This is a genomic window from Pseudodesulfovibrio sp. lm2024, from assembly GCF_051175575.1.
GTDB classification, from domain to species: Bacteria; Desulfobacterota; Desulfovibrionia; order Desulfovibrionales; family Desulfovibrionaceae; genus Pseudodesulfovibrio; species Pseudodesulfovibrio caledoniensis.
In genome coordinates, this window is the sequence record NZ_CP195092.1 from 3,802,279 (window position 1) to 3,819,920 (window position 17,642).

17 protein-coding genes are annotated in these 17,642 nt (G+C 65.1%); 6 read left to right on the forward strand and 11 right to left on the reverse strand.

Annotated elements, in window-relative coordinates; all coding sequences use genetic code 11:
- The first annotated feature begins 29 nt into the window (after positions 1-29).
- Positions 30-512, forward strand: a complete 483-nt coding sequence (locus ACR42D_RS17755; protein WP_484568115.1) for a DoxX family protein — start codon at positions 30-32, stop codon at positions 510-512.
- 361 nt (positions 513-873) lie between these two features.
- On the opposite strand, the gene ACR42D_RS17760 is transcribed toward ACR42D_RS17755, so the two are convergent.
- From ACR42D_RS17760 to ACR42D_RS17785, 6 genes are all read right to left on the reverse strand, one after another.
- Positions 874-1,332 (reverse strand): glycine zipper domain-containing protein, encoded by a 459-nt coding sequence (locus tag ACR42D_RS17760; protein WP_484568116.1) that lies wholly within the window; start codon positions 1,330-1,332, stop codon positions 874-876.
- Between the two features lie 214 nt (positions 1,333-1,546).
- Complete coding sequence (locus ACR42D_RS17765; RefSeq protein ID WP_484568117.1) at positions 1,547-2,143, reverse strand: TetR/AcrR family transcriptional regulator; 597 nt, start codon at positions 2,141-2,143, stop codon at positions 1,547-1,549.
- The gene (locus tag ACR42D_RS17770; RefSeq protein ID WP_484568118.1) at positions 2,140-3,324 is read right to left on the reverse strand and encodes an MFS transporter; all 1,185 of its coding nucleotides are present in this window, start codon (positions 3,322-3,324) and stop codon (positions 2,140-2,142) included. The genes ACR42D_RS17765 and ACR42D_RS17770 overlap by 4 nt, the downstream gene beginning before the upstream one ends.
- Before the next feature lie 380 nt (positions 3,325-3,704).
- Positions 3,705-4,583, reverse strand: a complete 879-nt coding sequence (locus tag ACR42D_RS17775; RefSeq protein WP_484568119.1) for a carbohydrate kinase family protein — start codon at positions 4,581-4,583, stop codon at positions 3,705-3,707.
- A gap of 2 nt (positions 4,584-4,585) precedes the next feature.
- Positions 4,586-5,935 carry a tetratricopeptide repeat protein gene (locus ACR42D_RS17780; protein WP_484568120.1) on the reverse strand — a complete coding sequence of 450 codons (1,350 nt, stop codon included), beginning with the start codon at positions 5,933-5,935 and terminating at the stop codon, positions 4,586-4,588.
- Positions 5,936-6,064: 129 nt separating this feature from the next.
- Entirely contained in the window at positions 6,065-7,678 is a 1,614-nt protein-coding gene (locus ACR42D_RS17785) for a flagellar hook protein FlgE (RefSeq protein ID WP_484568121.1), read from the reverse strand.
- A gap of 337 nt (positions 7,679-8,015) precedes the next feature.
- On the opposite strand from ACR42D_RS17785, the gene ACR42D_RS17790 reads away from it, so the two are divergent.
- Positions 8,016-8,597, forward strand: coding sequence for an OmpH/Skp family outer membrane protein (locus ACR42D_RS17790; RefSeq protein ID WP_484568122.1), 582 nt, complete (start codon positions 8,016-8,018; stop codon positions 8,595-8,597).
- A 68-nt stretch (positions 8,598-8,665) separates the two neighbouring features.
- Here the strand turns inward: ACR42D_RS17790 and ACR42D_RS17795 are convergent, their stop codons facing one another.
- Both ACR42D_RS17795 and ACR42D_RS17800 read right to left on the reverse strand, forming a co-directional pair.
- A complete protein-coding gene (locus ACR42D_RS17795; RefSeq protein ID WP_484568123.1) occupies positions 8,666-9,013 on the reverse strand; it encodes an Hpt domain-containing protein in 348 nt (115 codons plus the stop codon).
- A gap of 103 nt (positions 9,014-9,116) precedes the next feature.
- Positions 9,117-10,373 (reverse strand): hypothetical protein, encoded by a 1,257-nt coding sequence (locus tag ACR42D_RS17800; RefSeq protein ID WP_484568124.1) that lies wholly within the window; start codon positions 10,371-10,373, stop codon positions 9,117-9,119.
- Between the two features lie 301 nt (positions 10,374-10,674).
- On the opposite strand from ACR42D_RS17800, the gene ACR42D_RS17805 reads away from it, so the two are divergent.
- Positions 10,675-11,169, forward strand: coding sequence for a 3D domain-containing protein (locus tag ACR42D_RS17805; RefSeq protein WP_484568125.1), 495 nt, complete (start codon positions 10,675-10,677; stop codon positions 11,167-11,169).
- 508 nt (positions 11,170-11,677) lie between these two features.
- Here the strand turns inward: ACR42D_RS17805 and ACR42D_RS17810 are convergent.
- From ACR42D_RS17810 to ACR42D_RS17820, 3 genes are read right to left on the reverse strand one after another with little or no spacing between them, the layout of a single operon-like run.
- Positions 11,678-12,484 (reverse strand): nitroreductase family protein, encoded by an 807-nt coding sequence (locus ACR42D_RS17810; RefSeq protein WP_484568126.1) that lies wholly within the window; start codon positions 12,482-12,484, stop codon positions 11,678-11,680.
- Between the two features lie 59 nt (positions 12,485-12,543).
- Complete coding sequence (locus tag ACR42D_RS17815; RefSeq protein WP_484568127.1) at positions 12,544-13,110, reverse strand: hypothetical protein; 567 nt, start codon at positions 13,108-13,110, stop codon at positions 12,544-12,546.
- A 13-nt stretch (positions 13,111-13,123) separates the two neighbouring features.
- Positions 13,124-13,531, reverse strand: coding sequence for a hypothetical protein (locus tag ACR42D_RS17820; RefSeq protein ID WP_484568128.1), 408 nt, complete (start codon positions 13,529-13,531; stop codon positions 13,124-13,126).
- A 206-nt stretch (positions 13,532-13,737) separates the two neighbouring features.
- Between ACR42D_RS17820 and ACR42D_RS17825 the strand changes: the two genes are divergently transcribed.
- The 3 genes from ACR42D_RS17825 to ACR42D_RS17835 all read left to right on the forward strand — a co-directional run bounded on the left by ACR42D_RS17825 (position 13,738) and on the right by ACR42D_RS17835 (position 17,611).
- Positions 13,738-14,196 carry a hypothetical protein gene (locus ACR42D_RS17825; RefSeq protein WP_484568129.1) on the forward strand — a complete coding sequence of 153 codons (459 nt, stop codon included), beginning with the start codon at positions 13,738-13,740 and terminating at the stop codon, positions 14,194-14,196.
- A 19-nt stretch (positions 14,197-14,215) separates the two neighbouring features.
- Positions 14,216-15,001, forward strand: coding sequence for a GGDEF domain-containing protein (locus ACR42D_RS17830; protein WP_484568130.1), 786 nt, complete (start codon positions 14,216-14,218; stop codon positions 14,999-15,001).
- 129 nt (positions 15,002-15,130) lie between these two features.
- Positions 15,131-17,611: an EAL domain-containing protein gene (locus tag ACR42D_RS17835; RefSeq protein WP_484568131.1), complete on the forward strand. Its 2,481-nt coding sequence runs from the start codon at positions 15,131-15,133 to the stop codon at positions 17,609-17,611.
- Positions 17,612-17,642 lie beyond the last annotated feature (31 nt).

The following is a 17,642-nucleotide window of genomic DNA, read 5'->3' on the forward strand; positions in this document are numbered from 1 at the left end:
CCCACGCAAGGAGCCCAAAGGACACCGCCATGAAATCGCCGCTCGACTCCAAGATCCTCTACACCGCCGTCCGGGTGGTCCTCGGTCTGCTCTTCGTCTACGCCGGGACGCTCAAGCTCATGCATCCAGAAGGGTTTGCCGTGACCATCAACATCTACGGCCTGGTCTCCTGGAAGATGGCGGGGTTCCTGTCCTACGCCATACCCTGCGTGGAAATCCTGTCCGGGCTCGGCCTGATCCTGGACGTGCGCGGCGCGTTACTGATCGTTGTCGCACAGTTGTTGGGGTTCATGGTTGTCCTGCTCTACGCCCTGTATCTCGGCCTCGACGCCGACTGCGGCTGCTTCGGCACCCCCAAGAACACCGACAACGCCCCCACCGGCCCGCTCGTGGCCTTCCTCCGCGACGCCGTCATGCTCGCCGGCTGCGCCCTGCTCTACGTCCAACGCCGCACAGCCGGGTTCCGGCCCTGGGCTATCGGGCGGCTGTTCGGGCAAAAGAAAGACCGTTAGAGAAAGCCGCTTCGCGGCGGTTGTCGGATGATTTCGCCTCCGGCGGCCAAAGGGGCGAGCCCCCTTTGGAGTCCCTGTGTCGCCTGCGGCGAAGGGTGGGCGCTGGAGTCGGGAGTAATTGCGCGGAAGGTTTGGATGAGCGCGGTCGGGACGGTAGCCTACGCAGCCCAAAAAAAACGTAGGTTAAGCGAAATCGAGAAGGCAGCGTATCGGAACTCCCACCCTGACAACATCCGCACCATCCGCGAAGCGGCACAAAAAGTTTAGGAAGGAAGAGGGGATGGGGGTCCGGGGGAAAGGGAGAGGGAAACCCTTTTCTCAAAGGGTTTCCCTCTCCCTTTTTTACGCACTATACGAGGCGCTACTGGACGAGTTGCCAGGAGCCGTCGGGTTGGCGGTAGGCCTTGGCGTAGACGGTTTGTGTGGAGCCGTCGGCCATACGGGCCTTGATGGTCACGTCGCGTTCGACGCGGCCGTCGTTGTATGCGCGCGGCGGTTCGGGGATGGCTTCGTAGCGGGTGCGGGTATCGGGGTTGACCCACTGGGTGGTATAGCCGGACGGCGTGGTTTCGAGGGTATTGGCCAGCTGCGCGCGGTCGGCCTTTTCCATCTCGTTGCCCACGATGTAGCCGGCGAGCATGCCCACGCCCGCGCCGATGGCCGCGCCGGACACCTTGTTCTTGAAGGTCAGGGCGCCCAGGGTGGCACCGGCCAGGGTGCCGATCCCGGCGGCGTTCTGCGCACGGGTGGTCTGGCAACCGGCCAGCAGCGACAGCATCAACACCAACGATATGGCGGTCTTCATAAAAGTGGTCTTCATGGTTTCATCCTCCTTGCAGCCTCACGGCCTGTTCACGATTCCAGGCCGCTCGGGCTGTGCTCTCGTACAGACAAGAGCACAGCCCGTGCCACGCAGTAACAAACTGAAATTACTTCAGATCACGTGCGCATAGAAAGGCTCGTGCGCGCAAAATGCGCACCGGGACGCAAGAATCGTCCACGACTCGGAGGGAGATGGGGAAGGCGCGGCGGGCTCAGCGGCCGCCAAGGCCTTCCAGCAGGATGGACACGTATTCCTCGACGCCCTCTTGGCTCAGGGGGCCGAATCCGATCATCTGGCGATAGACCATGGGGGCGTAGATGAGATCGATCATCAGGTCGACGTTCACGTCGTCGCGCAATTCGCCCCGCGCCATGCCCCGGTGGAGCATGGCCGCGACCTCCTTGCGACGGACGCTGAGGAAGCAGTCCCAAAAATCCTTTTGAAAATCCGGGTCGCTCTGCCCTTCGGCCAGAAAATGGACGAGGGCCTGCCCCTGGGGGGTCTGGTGAAAACGGGTCAGGGCGGAGAGGTGTTGCAGCAGGTCGCGGCGCGTGGAGCCGGTGTCCGGGATGGGCGCGTGCCGGTACTTGCTCTCCAGAAAGGCTTCCAGCACGAGATGGGCCTTGCTTGGCCACCACTTGTAGATCGTGGCCTTGCCCACCTTGGCGCGGCGGGCAACGGCCTCGATAGAGATATCGCGGAGGGATTGTTCCCCCAACAAGTCGAGCACCGCCTGGATGATGGCCTCGCGCGACTGTTCGCTACGCGGTCGGCCCGGCCCCCGGCGCTCGGCTTTGCCTATGGTCACGAAACGGTCGCCTCCTCACCCGTTTGCGGCTCAAAACGATACAGGATCAGGGCCAGGAGGCTCAAAGCGGTGCCGCCCATGGCGACGGCGGTCCACCCGTGCACATGGTAGAGCAGGGTTCCCAGCACAGACCCGAGCGCACCGCCCGCAAACATGATGGTCATATAGATGCCGTTGGCCCGCCCGCCGATGGCGGTGGGCACGGAATACACGATGCGCTGACTCAGTATTTGGTTGGTTTGCACTCCCGCGTCAAGCAAAATGGTACAGATCAACAGCCCCGCCAACATGGCCTGCGCGGCGGCGAATCCGGAAAGGGCGAACACGGCCGCCACCAGTCCCATGGCCCCCAGGGTCGTCACGGCCGTGCGCCCCCTGTCGGCCTGACGCCCCGCCCAGGGAGCGGCCACCACGCTACCGGCTCCGGCCAGGGCGAACAGACCGATGCCGTAGGAGCCCATGCCGAACCGGTCGGCCAGCAACAGGGGAATCGCGGTCCAGAGGATGTTGAAGACGCAGAACAGCAAGGCTTGGTAGACGGCCCGGCGTCTCACCGTCGGCAGGTCGCGCAGCAGCCGGACCATGGAGGCGAGAATGCGTCCGTAATGCATGCCCCCCTGCGGCCTGCGGACCGGCATGGCGAAGGCGAGCGGCACGGTGCAGCAAAGCAGCAGGGAACCGGAAAGGTAGAAGACGCCCCGCCATCCCAACAACCCGGCCAGGAACAGGGTTGCTGGCCGTGCGAGCATGATGCCGCCGAGCAGTCCCGCCATGACGATTCCCACCACGCGGCCCCGGCGTTCAAGCGGCGTGAGGTGGGCGATGGTCAACATGAGAATCTGCCCCGCAGCCGAGCAGAGCCCGAGAATGAAGGACGACAGGAAGAACACGCCGCTGGTTTGGGCCGAGGCCACCCCGAACAATCCGGCGACCGCACCGGCCAGACACGCCAGGACCAGGGCGCGGCTCTCCACCAGATCCGCCAGGGGGACCAGCAGGAAAAGCCCCAGGCCATAGCCCACCTGAGCCACGCTGACCAGAGATCCTGCCAGTTCGGGCGTCACGCCGATGGCCGGAGCGATGGAGGCGACCAGCGGCTGCGCGTAATAGAGATTCGCCACCAGCGCGGCGATGACCAGGGTGAACAGGGAGACCGTGATCCTGGACAGCTCTTTTTCCATGCCCGGCCCACTTGATGTATTGGTTGATGACATAACATTCCTCATTGAGCGGTGTATTCGCCCGTTTGCGGCGCAACGGACGAATCGCACCCGTTTCCGCCTTATTGTAAAACTGAACGTTCAGTTTTATAATTAGCCACACAGCAGAAGTCAACGGCAAAGGATGAAATGCTTGCATCTCGTCTCTTAACCCCTTGAATGACGACTAAAAATCCATCGACAGCCATGCCGTACGGTTGGGATCGGACGCGCCCCATACCCCTGCCTACCCGTGTGAGATGCAGGCGCTTTGGGTAAACACTCCGGCACGCATCGCCCCATGAAGAAGGCCGCCCCGAAAGGCGGCCTTCTCAAGCTCTGGGAGGATCGTCGCGGGGAGGCTACGCCAACCGCAGCTCCCGGGGCATCTCGGGCATGGCGCCGGATTGCCCGCAGACGTGGGCCGCGACCTTGGCGGCGTAGCGGTTGATCTTGTCCAGGGGCCACTGCTTGAGATGGCCGAGCACCAGGGCGGCGGTGAAGGCGTCCCCGGCCCCGATGGTGTCGACCACCTTGATCGGCTCGCCGGGCAGATCGGAGACGGTGTCCGGGGACAGAAGCAGGCTGCCCTTGTCGCCCCGGGTCAGGACCGCGAGGTCGAGACCGTGGCGCTCCATGAGCGCGCGCAGGGCGGGCTGCTCGCCCGGAGGCAGGGAGAAAAGGCGGGTCACGATGTCGAGTTCCGCGTCGTTGATCTTGAGCACGTCGGCCGCGTCCAGGGATGCGGCCAGGGTCTCGGGGGAATAGAAGTCCTGGCGCAGGTTGATGTCGAAGACCTTGAGCCCTTTCCTGGCCGCTGACAGGAAGCGGTGGATGGACCGGCGGGAAATCTCCCCGCGCTGGGCCAGGGAGCCGAAGCAGATGGCGTCCGCATTGGCGGCCAGGGTCAGGGCGGATTGGTCCAGGGTCAGAAAATCCCAGGCCACATCATCCGGGAAGACGTAGGTGGCCACGCCGTCCGCGTCCACGCGGGCGTCCACCGTGCCGGTGGGATGATCCGGGTCCAGGGACACGGCGTCGATGTTCAGCCCCAGGCAGACGAGCAGGGACAGGGCTTCGCGGCCCAGGTCGTCGTCGCCCACGCGGGACACCGGCACCCCGGCCCCGCCCAGGGCGTTGACGTGATAGGCGAAATTGGCGGGCGCACCGCCCAGCAGGCGGGTCTGGGGCAGCACGTCCCAGAGGATTTCCCCCAGCCCCACGGCAAGAATCGGATGCATGGCTACCCCGCTTTTTCCACGATCAGTTTGAGCCGCTCCCGCGCCCGCCCGCGCAGGGGCGAATCCGAGGACGCGGTCCGTTCCATGAAGGACACCAGGTTGTCGAGGGCGTTTTCCATGTACGGATGATCCGGCCCGAGCGAACGCTCGTAGGCGGCGAAACCGCGCTCGAAACAGTCGAACGCCTCTTCGGTCCGCCCCCGGTTGTCCAGGAACAGGGCCAGATTGCACAGGGCCCGACCGGTCTCGGGATGGTCCTCGCCGTAAGCGCCGCCGTAAATGGACAGGCTCTTGCGGAAATGGGCCTCGGCCTCGGGGTCCTTGCCCAGCCGCTCGAAGAGCAGCCCGGCCAGGTTGTGGCTGGACGCGGTCTCCGGGTGGCGCTCGCCGTATAGCTCGGCGGCCAACTCCAGGCTTTGCAGCGCGTGTTGCAACCCCTGCCCGGGGCGGTCCAGGGCGTCCATGAGCAGAGCCAGGTTGTGCAGGCAGGAGGCGGCGGCCGGGTGGCGCTCCTGATCGGCTGCGCGGAGCACGGCCAGGCAGTCGTTCAGGGCCGCCTCGGCCCCGGCGAGGTCGCCCCGCGCCTGCCTGACCATGGCCAGCCCGTTCAGGACCGGGGCCGTGGCCAGGTTGTTCTCGGTCAAGATTTCGCGTTGCAGGTCCAGGCAGGCGTTGAACGCGGCCTCGGCTCGGGCCAGATCGTTCCCGGCCCAGTAGACCGTGGCCAGCCCCTCGAGGTCGGCGGCGATGTCCGGGTGGTTGCCGCCCTTGAGGGCCACATCCACGTTCATGGCCGCTTCCAGGAGTTCGGCGGCCTCCTGGTGGCGCTGCTGGTAGTAGAGGGAGAATCCGGTCTGGTGCAGGACCCGGTTGGCCGCTGCCGTGTGCACGCCGAGCTCGGCGACCAAGTCGCGGCAGGCCAGGACGTGGGGCATGAGCCACCGGACCATGGGCCATTGCTGCGGGTCGGCGTCGGGCAGGGCCAGGTTCAGGGCGTAGATCGCCCGCCCGGCCCATTCGGCGGCCTGTTCCGGGTCAAGGGAGCGGCGCAGGGCCTGGCGCACGTCTCCGGGCAGGGCGAATACCTGGTGGTCGGCATCGGCCATGACCAGATCGCGGCCCACCAGCGGGTCCATGAGCGCAGTGGCCGCGAAAAAGGCTGCGGCCGGGTTGACCAGGGCCGGGTTGTGCGGGGTGCCGTCCACGGACAGGGCGAAATCGTAAGGCAGGGGGGCGTCGGCCAGCATGGCGGCCATGAAAAGGGTTTCGGCCCCGCCCGGGGCCTCCCGTTCCACCTCCCGGACCAGGTCCAATACGGTCTCGGGGCTGCGGTCGTCGCGTGTATCCGTCACGGAATGCTCCTTGTTGACAAATCTTGCTCTGACTATCCGGTTTGCCGGGGGAATTCAAGGCGAGGCGTGAAAAAGGGCGCTGCCCGGACCGGCCGGACAGCGCCCTGCAAGGCGTTTATCGGGAAGCGGCTAGCGCTTGACCGAGATGAGCGTGTTCAGGACCGAGTCCGAGGTGGTGATGACCTTGGTGTTCGCCTGGTAGCCGCGCTGGGTGACGATCATGGTCGCGAACTCCTTGGCCATGTCCACGTTGCTCTCCTCCAGGGACTTCTGGCTGATGGTCCCGCGCCCCCGGTCTCCGGCCTCGCCGAGCATGGCCTCGCCCGAGGCGTCGGTGGCCAGGAAGTTGGTCCCGCCGTCGCGCTTGAGCCCCCAGGGACTGTTGAACTTGTACACGGCCACCTTGAACATCTCCTCGGTCTGGCCGTTGGAGAAATGGCCGCTCATGACCCCGTTCTGGTCCACGCTGATGGAATCGAGGTAACCCCAGGAGTAACCGTCCTGGAGGTGATACATGGTGGCGGACGGCTTGTCGTAGCTGGTGGTCACTCGGGCGTCGCGCTTCATGTTGTCCATCTCGATCAACAGGTCCGCATTGTTGCCGATGGAGGCGGCCGTGCCGCCGCCGCTGGTCCGCCAGGAGCCGTTGGCCGAGCTGATCCCGAAGTCGTAGCTGATGGTCCGGGTCTCGCCGGTGGCGCCGCCGTTGCTGCCAAAGGTATAGTTGAACTGCGCCAGGCCGTCGTCGCTGAAACTCGCCGGGACCCAGGAGGACAGGCTTTTGCCGCCCGCTCCGGAGGTGGCCGTCGGGTCCAGGGTGTAGGCCGACTGGTTGACCAGCACCCCCCGGTCGTTGAAGGTCAGGACCCCCATTCCGGCCAGCCCGGCAGCCGATGTGCCGTAGGCCGACGAGCCGTCCGACTCCCCGGGGAAGGCGATGACGTATTCCCAATAGGTGTAGCCCGGCACCGCGTTGGACAGGTTCGAGGTGGACACCGGGTCGAAATAGACGGTCATCTCGTGGCGGCCGCCGTTCTCGTCGAACACGCTGATGGACGTGGAGTACTGCGGCCGGGTATTGCCGAAAGGCGTGGCCGCGTTGCTCAGGTTGGCATTGTACGCCTGTACCATGGCGAAGAACGGATTGTCTTCATTGGAGATCTGACTGGTCGCCGTGCGGTCGAGCTGGGTGACCAACTCCACCGAAGAGGTGGCCAGCGGCTCGGACCGGACCACGCGGGCGACCTGGCCGTCCACGGTGATGTCCTCGTAGGGCAACTGGATGTCGGACACGCTCGTTCCCCACGTTTTGGTCTCCCGGTCGTAGGCGAACCCCTGCAACCGGTACCCCTGGGGGTTGACCAGGTAGGCCTCGGTGTTGAAGCGGAATCCGCCCGCCCGGGTGTAGCGCATGGTTCCCGAGGAGTCGCTGACCCCGAAGAACCCCTGACCCGAGAGAGCCAGGTCCGTGGACGCCGTGGACGAAGACAATGGCCCGTCCGTAAAGATGCCCCGTATGGCGGACACGCCCACGCCCATGCCCATCTGGCTGATGCGCGAAGCCCCGGAATCATACGTGGCGCTGCCCGAGGCCACCTGTTGGCTCATCAAATCGCCGAACAGGATGTTCGAGCGCTTGTAGCCGATGGTGTCGACGTTCGCCAAGTTGTTGGCCAGGACTTGCATGCCCTGGCTGTGGGCTATCACGCCTGTGGCGCCCACATACATGCTTCCAAAACTCATACTTCCTCCGATCCGGCGCTCGCCGGATTCGCGGGAACCACCGGGATACCCATTCCCGGCAATAAATTCCCGACGCCTTCTCGGAAGTGTAAACAGCAAGGGGTGTGCCATTAAGAAAACTTTATGTTTCCAGAGAGTAAGCGTCGGTCCGGGCGCGGCACATCCTGCCGGGACGCGTGCCGGTCCGCCCTTTTCGCGTCCCCGGCCAAAGCCCCCGGCGCGGGCGGGCGAGGGGACGGGCCAGCCGATCTTTCCCTTGCCAGATACCGGCGGCGCGCGTAGTCTTGCGCGACTTCGAACCCCGAGTGACACCAAACGAAACCATGGAGATATAGTAATGAAACGGATTCTTCCCCTGCTCGTCGTCGCCATCCTGGCCCTGGGCCTGAGCGCCTGCAACCAGGAGCAGCCGATCAAGATCGGCATCGTGGACGAGGCCGCCGCCTTCAAGGAAAACAAGCTGGCCACCGAGGCCATGGCCCACCTCCAGGAGATGGGCAAGCCGCTGCAGCAGAAGGCCGAAGCCGCCTACAAGGCCATGCAGGCCAACCAGACCGAAGAGACCGTGGCCGCCTACAAGCTGGCCATGGGCGAGCTGCAGAACACCATGAACGCCGAGCAGCAGCGCATCGTCGCCATGGTCGACGCCAAGTTCAACGAGATCCTCGAGAACTACCGCAAGGAAAAGGGGCTGGCCGTGATCCTGAGCAAGCAGGCCGTGATCGCGTCCAGCGAGACCGTGGACATCACCAAGGACATCGAAGCAGCCATGAACAACGTGACCATGGACTTCTCCCTGCCCGAAGCGCCCCAGGCCGAGGCTCCCAAGGCCGAGGCTCCGGCCGCCGAACAGGCCGCCCCGGCGGCTCCCGCCGAGGAAGCCGCTCCGGCCCCCGAGGCGAAGAAAGAAGCGGAATAACCGCCCTGCGCATGAAAAGGCCTGTCCGCCATATGGCGGACAGGCCTTTTTTTATTGCTGTCTGCAACTCAGCCGTCGTCCCGGAAGCGGACCATGAGGTCCCGGGTCCGGCCCAGGCTGTCGTTGAAGTCGTCGAACCGCTCACGCAGCGGGACCAGGTCCCCTTTGCGCCCGGCATACTCCATCTCCAGGGCCAGCCTGCCCAGCGTTTCGGCGCGAACAACCCCGCACATGCCCTTGAGCGAATGGGCCAGCTTGGTCGCCCGGCCCACGTCTTCGGCACCCAAGGCCTCGGCCAGTTCGGCCACGCGCTTCGGGCAGTCCTCAAGAAAGGCATCGATGAGTTCCACTGCCAGTTCCCGGTCATGGGCCAGGCTGGACAGGAACTGCTCGATGTCGAACAAATCCCGCGTCATTGCTCCCCCTTCGGTTCCAGTAGAAAAAGCAGCTTAGCATCCGTGAATGGGGTTGGAAAGTGGTTTTCCTGCCTGTATAGGTCAAAAACAGGGAATAACCGGCTCAAACGCAGGTACAGACCGCTCCGGAAATGCGCTTCCACCGCCCATGGTCAAAGGCGAGCAGGATCTCCTGCACGGTCCGGTAGCGGCAGTCGCGCAGGCACAAGCGGACCGGCTGACGCCGGAAGCCCTCGGCCACCCGTCGGCCGAATGAGGCGTGCGAGCGCACCCACACGTCCCTTTCCGGGGCAGCGGACCGGACCCGGCCGTACGCCTGCTCCCCGCCCAGGCCGCCCTGCTGCGGGGCAGTGACCACCGTGGGCCGGTTCAGGGACAAAATCCGCCGCCTCCCCAGAAAGGCGAGGGCGGAATTCCCACAGAGCAGCACACCGCAATCCACGTCCCCGAACCGGAAGGCCAGACCGCTGCCGGGCGCGCTCAACCGCCGGACCGCCTGGAACAGTTCCGCCGCCGACACGCTCCCCGCCGGGCCGGGCTCCCCGGTGACCGGCAGGCCGTTCAGGCACATGAACGGGTGCCGGGACACGAGATGCCCTTCCTGCCGCCCGGTCTGGCGGAACCAGCGTACCCGAACCCCGCCACGGGCCAGCAGCCCCTCGGCGGCCACGGACACGGCCAGGCTCCCGGCCACCTCGCGGGCCATGCGCTGGCGGGCCACGGACATCCCCTCGGCATAGCGATCCAGCAGCCTGCCGCAGAGCACCGCCCGCGACCCGGTCGTCTTCTTCCGCGCCAGATCGTCGAGGCAGAGCGGCAGGAATTCGCCCCCGCCCCCGGCCGCGCCACGGCCCAGAAACAATTCCGCCACCACCGCAAAGACCTCGGACGGCGTCGCCTTGCCGCTCGTTTCCGGCTGCCGTCCCAGGCAGGCGGCCGCGCCGAGCAGGGCCATCTTCGCGGCCGGGGCCAACGGGCGCACGGCGGGAACGGTCGGCAGGGTGTCGGGCAAGGGAGAGGAGACGTCCGCCTGCGCTGGCCAGCCGCAGCAGGCCAGCCAGTGCGCGATCTTGCCGTCAAACCCATGCGCAGCGCGGGCAAGGGCGCGAAGGCTTTCGGGCAGCCAGTACTCCCCCACCGGATAGTCGCTGTCCATGAGATCGAGAATCCCGCCGAGCCGGTCGAACGACGCGGATGTGCACACCACGGCCCGCAATTTGCCCACCCGCCGTTCCCTGAGCAGTCCGGGCAAATCCCCGCCCAACCCACCGCCGTCAAAGAGATAAGCCCCGCGCCGGGTGGTCAGCAGGCAGGCCTCCCCCCGGTCCACCGGAAGCACTCTGAATGTCGTTGAACCCATTTGTTTCCTTGATGAATTTCGCCACACCGCGCGCTTGTTCGAGCTTAATATATTCAAAGTGATTTTCTATATCAAGAAATAATTCAAACCGATAAAAACGACCTCCCGCAAGGGGCTGTTATTTCAGGCGTCTCCCCTGCCGCGTTCAGCCCATCGAACGGACTATAGTATAATTTTACCTTTTAATTCAATGTATTGCAGCGGCGAGGTCCGTGTCTTGCATCGAAAAGACATAGGCGTTGACAAGGTTTTGGGCGGTCATTATATGCCTCGGACCTAAAACAACAAGGAAGCAATCCTGATGCGAATACTATTCAACTACACCATCACTCCGGTCCTGTGTGCGGCCCTGGTGATCATGGCCGTGGTTGTGGTCGTCAAACAGCAGAAGATCGACGACCTGCACCACCGCCTTGAGCTGGTCCAGAAGACCGCCGAAGCACGCAAGATCATGGTCGAGGAGGCCCGCCTCCTGCAGAAGGCCAAGAATATGTCCCCGGTGCGCACGGTAACCGTGACCGCCTACAACCCCACCACCGATCAGTGCGACGACGATCCGCTCATCGCCGCCTCCATGCGCAAGGTCCGCTCCGGCACCATCGCCGTGTCCCGCGACCTCTTCGACCAGGGCTGGGTCTTCGGCCGCAAGGTCCGCATCGAGGGCCTCGGCATCTTCGAAATCAACGACCTCATGAACAAGCGCTTTCACCAGCGCATCGATATCTTCATGTGGGACGAATCGAGAGCGAGAGAGTTCGGGCGCAAGAACATCAAGGCGGCGCTACTCGATATCTAGTTCGAGTGAACTCGCAAGTAAGGGCCCCGTCACGGGGCCTTTTTTATTGCGCCCGAAGATTAAGCGGCTCGGGATAGCGGGCCTATCCATAGTGCGAAGAGCCGCTGTTCGGGGCGTGCCGCCCCGAAATCGCTCCAAAGAATGGGTAGGAGGGTGCCCCATATAGAAAGGCAAGTGCCTCGCTCGACACAATGTCGGGCGAGGCACTTGCCTTTCTATAAGGAGAACGCACCGCCAAAGATCTGGAGCGACTCGGGTGCGCAGCACCCGACAGCGGCTCAGTCCCCCGCGCTCGGAATAGGCTTTGATTCGCCCCGTCCTGGGGCTCACCCCTTCGGGCGTTGCGGAAGGACCGCAACGTCCAAATCCGCTGTCCTGCGGATTTGTCGAGAGTGGGTCAGCTGTGCATTTTCTTCCGGGGGCTTTCCCCGCAGCGTAGCCGTCTACGTGAGGGTGGAAGCCCCCGGAAAAAATGTGCAAATGGCCCGCTATCGGAAGCCGCCCCCCGCTAATCCAGCCAACTAATCTCGACAGTTCTCCTCGTGGGGATACGCTTGTAGCGATATTTCGGATATCCCAACATCAATGCAGCGTAAACGCCGTGTCCTTCGGGGATGCCCAACTCCCTGCGGATGTTGCAGCAGCCTTCGGCCACCTCCATGAGGAAACCGGCCCAGCAGGCGCCGAGGCCGTGGGCGTGGGCCGCGAGTTCGAGGTAGGCGGCGGCCAGGGCGCAGTCCTCGGCCGGGTTGAAGCCGTCCTCCGGGGCGTGGGCCACGGCCACGTGGGGCGCACCGTGCAGGATCTTGTCCACGCCGCGCGCCCAGTTCTTGACCACGCCGGGCATGATCGAGTTGGTGGCCATGTACTCCACGGTCATGCCCGCCAGACGCCGGGTGGCCTGGGGCGTGCGGGTCACGATCCATTGCGCGGGCTGGCCGTTCTTGGCGCTGGGCGCGAACGAGGACACGGAGAAGAGGTGGGACAGGACCTCCTCGGGCACGGGCTTGTCCTTGTAGGTGCGCACCGAACGCCGTCCGGCCAGGAACTGATCGGCCTGGGCCGGGGTCAGCTTGAGATCACGGTCCAGCGGGCCGCACTGGCCCGGGGCCAGCCCCGGGGTCACGGCGGGCATCTCGGGCAGGGTCACGGCCCCCACCGGGCAGACGGCCACGCAGTGGCCGCAGTTGATGCACGTCTTCCTGGCCGCGGGGCGGAGCTTGGGAAAGCCCTCGCGGTCCTCGACGACGAGGTCGAAAGGACACTCGTCACGGCACGCGCCGCAGCGCTTGCAGATATCCTTGTCGGCAAACATAGGTGCTCCTCAAAGGGGGCTGAAGGGACCCGGCGGACCGGGAAAGCGACGCGGCCTGGCTACTTCCGGGCCGCCGCGGCAATGGCCGGGATGGCCTCGTACATGACCCCGCGCAGGGCCTCGGCCAGGATGTCGGCCTCGGAGGAGTAGCCGGGAACGACCACGTCCTCGACCTCGCTGGTGTACTTCTCGGCGTGCAGTGTCGTATCGCCGCGCGAAACCACGATGCGCACCGAGACGCGGCCCTTGTAGGTGGTCACGCCGGTCTGGTTCAGGGTCAGGTCCAGGACCTGGCCGGTGACCACCAGCTCGTCGTCCGGAGACATGATGGCGGTCCGGTACTTGACCTTGCACCCGGCGTTCTCGAGCTCGTCGAACAGGGCCCAGCCCACCCACTCGGCCACGTCGGACAGGGAGGTGATGGTCTCGTTATCCGTGGTCTTGCCCAGCGCGGTGGCGGGCCGCTGGTCCTCGAAGCGGAAGACCGTGATCTCGCCCACGCACGGGGCGTCGGTGGAGATCAGGGCGTATTTCAGCTTGATGGCGTTGCCCGCCGCACAGCCGGCGGCCAGGGCCACGGCCAGGAGCAGGGCCGAAAACAGCGTCCATTTCATATATGTCTTCATCGAATCGTCTCCATCAGATTTGGTCGCCCTTGACGGGCGGTTCCTCGGTTGCCTGGGGTTTGTCGTCCAGTTCGGATTCCATCTTGTCCAGGAGTTTGCGGGTCAGCTCCATAAGCCGGTCCAGGTTCTCGCCCACAAAGGACTTGGCCTTGTCGTCCAGTTCCTTGTCCGTGGGCGCGCCGCCGGAGTCGGCCTCCCCGGACTTGTCCGAAACGCCCCCCTGTTCGAGCAGGGAGCGGATGTGCTCAAGGTTCTCGCGCACCTGGGCGAGCTCCGCGCGAAACGCCTTGTCGCGTTCCCCGGCCTCCTGGCGCAGGGCCTTGACCTCGGCCTCCAGGGCGTCGATCCGCTCGGCCTCGGGGGAGGGGCCGCCGCAGGCGAAAAGGGCCAGGACCAGGACGAATGGTGCCAATCGTTTCATGGGGCGTCTCCTTCGCATGCCATCCGATAGCACAACCGGTCGCGGGCTGACAATCGGCAGGAGCCTCCGAAGCCGGGGACCGGCGCGGGAAGACTGGAGCGGAGGTCCGGAAGGGGCGTCCTCCTCCTTGCTTTTCACCTGTAAATCCGTACAATGCGCTCAGTCTGGATGCTTCCATACCCTACTCCTGAGAGAAGATACCGGCTATGAACACACTGCGCGCCCTGACAATGCTGATCGTGTTGGCTGCCGCGGCCGTCCCGGCCATGGCCTCCGACTATGTCCAGGCCCCTCATCCCACCGGCTTCCGCGGCCTATCCTGGGGCACCTCCCTGTCCGACGCACCCGGCCTGGTCCCGGTGCAGGAGGCGGGCTTCGAAAACACCTACTTCAAACGCGACGAGCCCAAGACCTTCGGCAAGGCCGAGATCATGTCCGTTGCCTACTACTTCAACAAGGACAAGCTCTACCGCGTGGGCATCGCCTACAAGGGCAGGGTCAACCAGTTCTTCCTCAAGGACATGCTCATGCAGCGCTACGGCGCGGGCCGGGGCATCGGGTTCCGCTACGGCTGGATGTGGCCCGACTTCTCCATCGAGCTGGACTTCGACAACGACAAGGACACCGGCAGCCTCTACTACACCTTCGAGGGCGCCCTGAAATAGCCCGGCGAACGACAGGACCATGGACCGTACCGCTCCCCACAGACTGAAGGCGCGCTACAAGGCGCTGTACGCAGCGAGCATATTGGCCCTGGCCGCGCTGCTGTGCGTCTGTTTCGGGGTGGTCTACACCCTGCGCCTCAATCCGGACGGGGACCACACCCGGCTCTTGCAGCTGGCCTACCTGTGCATGGTGGCCGGATTCTTCGTCCTGGCCGCCCAGGGGCTGCTCGTGTACAAGAAGGTTCTGCCCGGCATGGGCCGGGACGCGACTCGGGCCGACGAACTGGCCGAGCAGCTGGAGCGGCTGACCGTCCTGGACTCCCTGACCCAGGCCTACAACCGGGACAAGTTCGAGGAGATCATGACCCGGGAGCTGGGCAACGTCCGGCGCTACGGCCTGGACCTGTCCGGGATCATGCTCGACCTGGACGGCTTCCGGGCCATCAACCAGGCCCACGGCTATTCGACCGGAGACCGCCTTTTGTCCAACCTGGCCCATTTCCTGAGCGCCCAGCTCAGGACCAACGACTTCCTGTTCCGCTGGCACGGCGGCAAGTTCATCATCCTCTGTCCGCACACCGACATCGACCGGGCGGCCATCGTGGCCGAGAAGCTGCGCATGCTCGTGGGCCACAAGATCTTCGGCGGCAAGATCCGCGTGTTCCTCTCCCTGGGCGTGGCCCAGGCCGGGGAGGACGACACCCAGGACAGCTTCCTGCAACGGCTCCAGTCGGGCCTGGCCGCGTCCAAGAACGGCGGCAGGAACCAGGTCACCGTGGTCCGCGCCCCGCTCCTCCCCTACTGACCTCCCCGGCCCCGGCGGGCCCATGCGGGCGGCGGTGCAAAACAACCGCTCTAACCTGTTTCCTTTTTTTCCTGTTCTAAGCTATACGGAGAGTGCGATTTTCAGACACTGCGAACAGGACGGCCCGCCATGGTGCAGGACAAGACCGCGCACTACCTCAAATACGCCCCTACCAGGGTCCTGCTGCCTTCGGCGCTGATGCTGCTGCTCTTCGCCGGTTCCATCTTCCTGTACCTGCTGCCGTCCATCGAAGAGGCCCTGCTCGACGCCCAGAAGGAAAAGGTCGTGGAGATCACGGACACCGTGGCCGGCACCCTGAACCATTTGAACGAGATGGCCGAGCGGGGCGAGATCACCCTGGACAACGCCAAGGAGCTGGGCGCGGAATTCGTCAAACAGACGCGCTACGGGCCGGACGCCAAAGACTATTTCTGGATCACGGACCTGACCCCGCGCATGATCATGCACCCCTACCGCCCCGAGCTGGACGGCCGGGACCTGACCGACTACCGGGACAAGGAGGGCAAGCGGGTCTTCATGGAGTTCGTGCGCGCGGCCCGGCTGAGCCCGGACGCCTTCGTGGACTACTACTGGCAGTGGCAGGACCGGCCCGACCGCATCGCCCGCAAGCTCTCCCACGTGCGCCTGTTCGCCCCCTGGGGCTGGATCATCGGCACCGGGCTGTACACCGACGACGTCCAGGCCGAGATCGACGTGTACCGCGACCGCGTGGCCATGATCTTCCTGGGCATCCTGCTGCTGAGCTCCCTGCTCTCCCTGTACGTCATCCGCCAGACCGGCATCACCGAGAAAAAAAGGGCCCAGATCCAGGGCCAGCGGGAAAAGCTGGTGCGCGTGCTCCAGGAGAGCGAGGAGCGCTACCGGACCATCGCGGACTTCGGCTACGACTGGGAGCTGTGGGTCGGCACGGACGGGATTATCCACTACTGCTCCCCGGCCTGCCTGCGCATCACCGGCTACCCGCCGGAACGGTTCTTCGAAGACCCCGGCCTGGTCCGCGAGATCATCATCACCGACGACCACGACGCCTGGGACGCCTACCTGGTGGAGGCCGACTCGGACCGGGGCGACTCGCTGGACTTCCGCATCCTGACCGCGGACGGCAAGACCCGCTGGCTCGGCGTTGTCGGGCGGTCCGTGGCCGGCATAGGCGGCAAGCCGCTGGGCATGCGCCTGAGCTTCCGCGACATCACCGACCGCAAGGCCATGGAGGAGCAGCTCCGCCACCAGGCCCTGCACGACCCCCTGACCAACCTGGCCAACCGCACCCTGTGCCTGGACCGACTGAGCCAAGCCATGCGGCGGGCCAAGCGGCGCGAGAACTATTTCTTCGCGGTCATCTTCCTGGACCTCGACCGCTTCAAGATCATCAACGACTCCCTGGGCCACCGCTTCGGCGACATGGTCCTGACCGAGACGGCCATCCGCCTGACCGGCGAGATGCGCCTCCTGGACACGGTCTCCCGGTTCGGCGGCGACGAGTTCGTCCTGCTCCTGGACGAGCTGTCCAGCCCGGGCGAGGCCATCCGGATCATCAAGCGCGTGCGCAAGCGGTTGTCCGAGCCCTTCCGCTTCAACGGCAACGAGGTCCAGACCACGGCCAGCTTCGGCATCGTCCTGAGCCCGGTGTTGAACGGCAAGGCCGCGGACGTGCTCCAGCACGCGAACATCGCCATGCACCGCGCCAAGGAGGCCGGGCGCAACCGCTTCAAGGTCTTCACCGAGCGCATGCTCGAAAGCGCCGTGGACCTGCTCACCCTGGAAAACGACATGCGCCGGGGGCTGGCCAACAGCGAGTTCTACGTGGTCTACCAGCCGATCATGGACCTCGCAGGGTCGGATATCATCGGTTTCGAGGCCCTGGCCCGCTGGGACCATCCGGACCGGGGGGCCATCCCGCCCGCCGAATTCATCCCCATGGCCGAGGAGTCCGGGCTGATCATCGAACTGGGCGAGTGGGTCCTGCAGCAGGCCCTGCGCACGCTGGCCGGGTGGCGCAACGAGACCGACGGCGCGGACGACATCATCATGTGCGTGAACCTGTCCAGCAAGCAGTTCGCGCGCACCGACCTGGACAAGACCGTGGTCCGGGCATTGGAGCGGTACAGGCTGCCGCCCTCCTGCCTCAAGCTGGAGATCACCGAGTCGTCCATCATGAGCAATCCCGAATCCTCCCTGCGCATCCTCAACCGGCTCAAAAAGGCCGGGGTGCGCTTCTCCATCGACGATTTCGGCACCGGCTACTCGTCCCTGTCCCAGCTCCAGCAGCTGCCCGTGGACACGCTCAAGGTAGACCGGACCTTCATCGCGCGCATGCGCACCGACCCGGAAAACATGGAGATCGTCCGGGCTGTCATCGCCCTGGGCCACTCCCTGGGCCTCAACGTGGTGGCCGAGGGCGTGGAAGATTCGGACCAGCTCTGCTCACTGCTCAACCTCTCCTGCAACTCGGTCCAGGGGTTCTATTTCCACGAGCCCATGAACGCGGCCAAGGCCAAGGACCTGCTCAGGCGGCGCACCGACAAGACCGCCGAGGACACCCGCGAGAAGCTGGAACTGGCGCGGCGCGACTGCCCGCCCGACCAATAGGGCCGGACGCCGCGCACGGCGCGAAAAAGCC